General features: G+C 73.3%; 3 protein-coding genes. 1 reads left to right on the top strand and 2 read right to left on the bottom strand.

From position 1 onward, the window contains the following. A partial coding sequence (locus FV229_RS26170; protein ID WP_147754713.1) for a xanthine dehydrogenase family protein subunit M occupies nt 1-959 on the bottom strand: 959 nt, incomplete at its 3' end. After that, entirely contained in the window at nt 956-1,465 is a 510-nt protein-coding gene (locus FV229_RS26165) for a (2Fe-2S)-binding protein (protein WP_147754712.1), read from the bottom strand. The genes FV229_RS26165 and FV229_RS26170, both read right to left, overlap by 4 nt. A 209-nt stretch (nt 1,466-1,674) precedes the next feature. On the opposite strand from FV229_RS26165, the gene FV229_RS26160 reads away from it, so the two are divergent. Continuing rightward, a complete protein-coding gene (locus FV229_RS26160; protein WP_147754711.1) occupies nt 1,675-2,820 on the top strand; it encodes a histidine kinase dimerization/phosphoacceptor domain -containing protein in 1,146 nt (381 codons plus the stop codon). Nucleotides 2,821-3,019 lie beyond the last annotated feature (199 nt).

The raw sequence follows: 3,019 nt of genomic DNA, 5'->3' as shown, positions 1-3,019 counted from the left end.
AGGATGCGGCGGGCGAGTTCGATCTTGAAGGCGTTGGCCTCGCCCGACGGCGTCGCGCCGGCGAGCGCCGCGTCGGCGGCCTTCCGGAACATGGTCCCGTCCGGCGCCTGGCCGGCGAGCAGGCTTTCCGCCTCGCGCGCCCGCCACGGCTTCAGCGCGACGCCGCCGAGCGCGAGGCGGGCCTCGGCGATCCGGTCGCCGTCGAGGCGCAGGCCCGCCGCCGCAGAGACCACCGCGAAGGCGTAGGAGGTGCGGTCGCGGACCTTGAGATAGCGGGAATGGGCCGCAAACCCCGCCGCCTCCGGCGGCAGCCGCACCGCGGTGATCAGCTCGCCCGGCGCAAGGTCGGCCTCTCGCTCCGGCGCGTCGCCGGGCAGGCGATGGAAGGACTCGAGCGCCACCTCGCGCCGGCCCGCCGCGCCCTCGATCTCGACGACGGCGTCGAGGGCCGCCAGCGGCACGCAGAAGTCGGACGGGTGGGTGGCGATGCAGTGCTCGCTCCAGCCGAGCACCGCGTGCAGCCGCGTCGCCCCACCGAGCGCGGCACACCCCGAGCCCGGCGTGCGCTTGTTGCAGGGGGAGGTGGCGTCGGCGAAATAGGGGCAGCGGGTGCGCTGCATCAGGTTGCCGGCGGCGGTCGCGGCGTTGCGCAGCTGCGCCGACGCACCCGACAGCAGCGCCTCGGCCACCGCCGGATAGGCCTTGGCGAAATGCGGATCGTGGGCGAGGTCGCTGTTGCGCACCAGCGCGCCGACCCGCACGCCGCCGTCGTCGAGGACGTCGAGGCGGTCGAGGCCGGGGAGGCGGGTGACGTCGACGAGGCGGGCCGGCGTGACGACGCCGCCCTTCATCAGGTCGAGCAGGTTGGTGCCGGCGCCGAGATAGGCGGCGCCGGGGGCCTGCGCCGCCGCGATCGCCTCAGCGACGCTGGCGGGACGGGTGTAGTCGAACAGGTTCACGCCGCGTCCTCCCGCATCATCACGCCGGCGGCTTGGCCGTCGCCGGCGGTCTGGGCGGCCAGCACCGCGTCGCCGATGCCCGCATAGGCGCCGCAGCGGCAGAGGTTGCCGCTCATGCCCTCGCGGATCCGCTCGGGATCGGTCCCCGCCTGACCTTCGGCGATGAGCCCGACCGCGCTCATGATCTGGCCCGGCGTGCAGAAGCCGCACTGGAAGCCGTCATGGGCGATGAAGGCCTCCTGCACCGGATGCAGGCGATCACCGTCCGCCAGGCCCTCGATCGTGGTGACCGAGGCGCCGTCGAGGCTGATCGCGAGCGCGAGGCAGGCGTTGATCCGCCGGCCGTCGACCAGCACCGTGCAGGCGCCGCACTGTCCGCGGTCGCAGCCCTTCTTCGAGCCGGTGAGATGGAGGCGCTCGCGCAGCAGGTCCAGCAGGGTCACGCGGGGATCCTCCAGGAGGACCTCGCGCGCCGTGCCGTTCACGGTGAGCCTGAGAGGTATCATGCGGTCTCCGGGCATGGCGCAGCTTGGAACCGAACCAGATAGGACCACGCCGCGCAAAGGCCAGTGGACCTGCAATCGCAGGTCGCCAGGCAAGGTGCTGATTAGGGCGCGGGGCAGGGCGCCGGGGGGGCACGAAGGCGAGGACGGAACGGGTAGGGGGACCGGAACGCGTCGCCTCCCGCGGCCATCCCTGCTACCCTGCCCCGGTCATGAGCGATCACCACCCGGACCTGACCTACCGCCTCCGCCAGCAGGCCATCCTGTCCGAGTTCGGCGTCGAGGCCCTGCGCGGCGACGACGTCGACGGGTTGCTGCAGCGGGCGACCGAACTCTGCGCCGAGGGCATGGGCGCCGAGTTCTGCAAGGCGCTGGAGCACCTGCACGACGAGGACATGCTGCTGGTGCGCGCCGGCGTCGGCTGGGGGCCGAACGTCGTCGGCAGCGCCCGCGTCGGCGCCGACCTCGCCTCGCCCGCGGGCTTCGCCCTCAAGACCGGCCGGCCGGTGATCTCCAACCACCTCGAGAACGAGGCCCGCTTCCGCACGCCGCAGATCATGGCCGAGCACGGCATCCGCCGGGCGATCAACGTGCTGATCGAGAACCGCGAGGGCGCCTTCGGAGTGCTCGAGGTGGACGACACCCGCGAGGGCATGTTCACGGAGGCCGACATCGCCTTCATGCAGGGGTTCGCCAACCTGCTCGGCGGCGCGATCGAGCGGCAGCGCACGGAAGGGCTGCTCCGGCAGGCTCTGACGCGGCAGGACCTGCTCGTGCGCGAGATGAGCCACCGGGTGAAGAACAGCCTGGCCATCGTCGCGAGCCTGCTCGCGCTCCAGGCGCGCAACGCCGACGCGGGCCCGGTGCGCGACGCGCTGATCGACGCCCGCACCCGGGTGGAGGCCATCGCCGGGGTCCACGACCAGCTCTGGCGCCAGGGCGACACCACGCCGGGCGAGATCGACCTCGGGCAGTTCCTCGAGACGCTGGCGGCCAACCTCCAGGGCAGCGCGCCGAGCCACCGCATCCTGTGCGCGGCAGAACCGCTGCGGGTCTCGGCCGACCGGGCGATCCCGATGGGACTGATGGTCAACGAGCTCGTCACCAACGCCATCAAGTACGCCTACCCGGACCGGACCGGCGAGGTGCGCGTCGGCGCCGCCTGCGCCGGCGGGATGCTCGTCCTCGACGTGTCGGACGACGGCGTCGGCCTGCCGGCGGATTTCGACATCGGCCGGGCCTCGCGCAGCCTCGGCATGCGGGTGATCACGAACCTCGCCCGCCAGCTCGACGCCCGGGTCGCGACCCCGCGCGGGCAGGGCGCCCGCTTCCGCATCGAGATCCCGCTCGAGGCGTGAGCGGACTCCGCTTTGCATCGCGCCGGCCCGTCATGCGTGATGCGCCGAAACCCTTGCGAGCCGGATACGAGGAGACGCCCTGCCCCGCTTCCCAATCATTCCGCCGATTCCGGCACCGATCGCCGCCCTGGCGGCCCTGTCGCTCGTCGCCGCCGCGCTCCCGGCGCTCGGCGCCCCGGCCGACCCGATTCCCCCGGCC

It is taken from the genome of Methylobacterium sp. WL120, assembly GCF_008039465.1.
In the GTDB taxonomy this organism is placed as follows: Bacteria; Pseudomonadota; Alphaproteobacteria; order Rhizobiales; family Beijerinckiaceae; genus Methylobacterium; species Methylobacterium cerastii.
The sequence above is the reverse complement of the archived record's forward strand: the minus strand, read 5'-3'. Positions and strand labels throughout refer to the sequence as shown.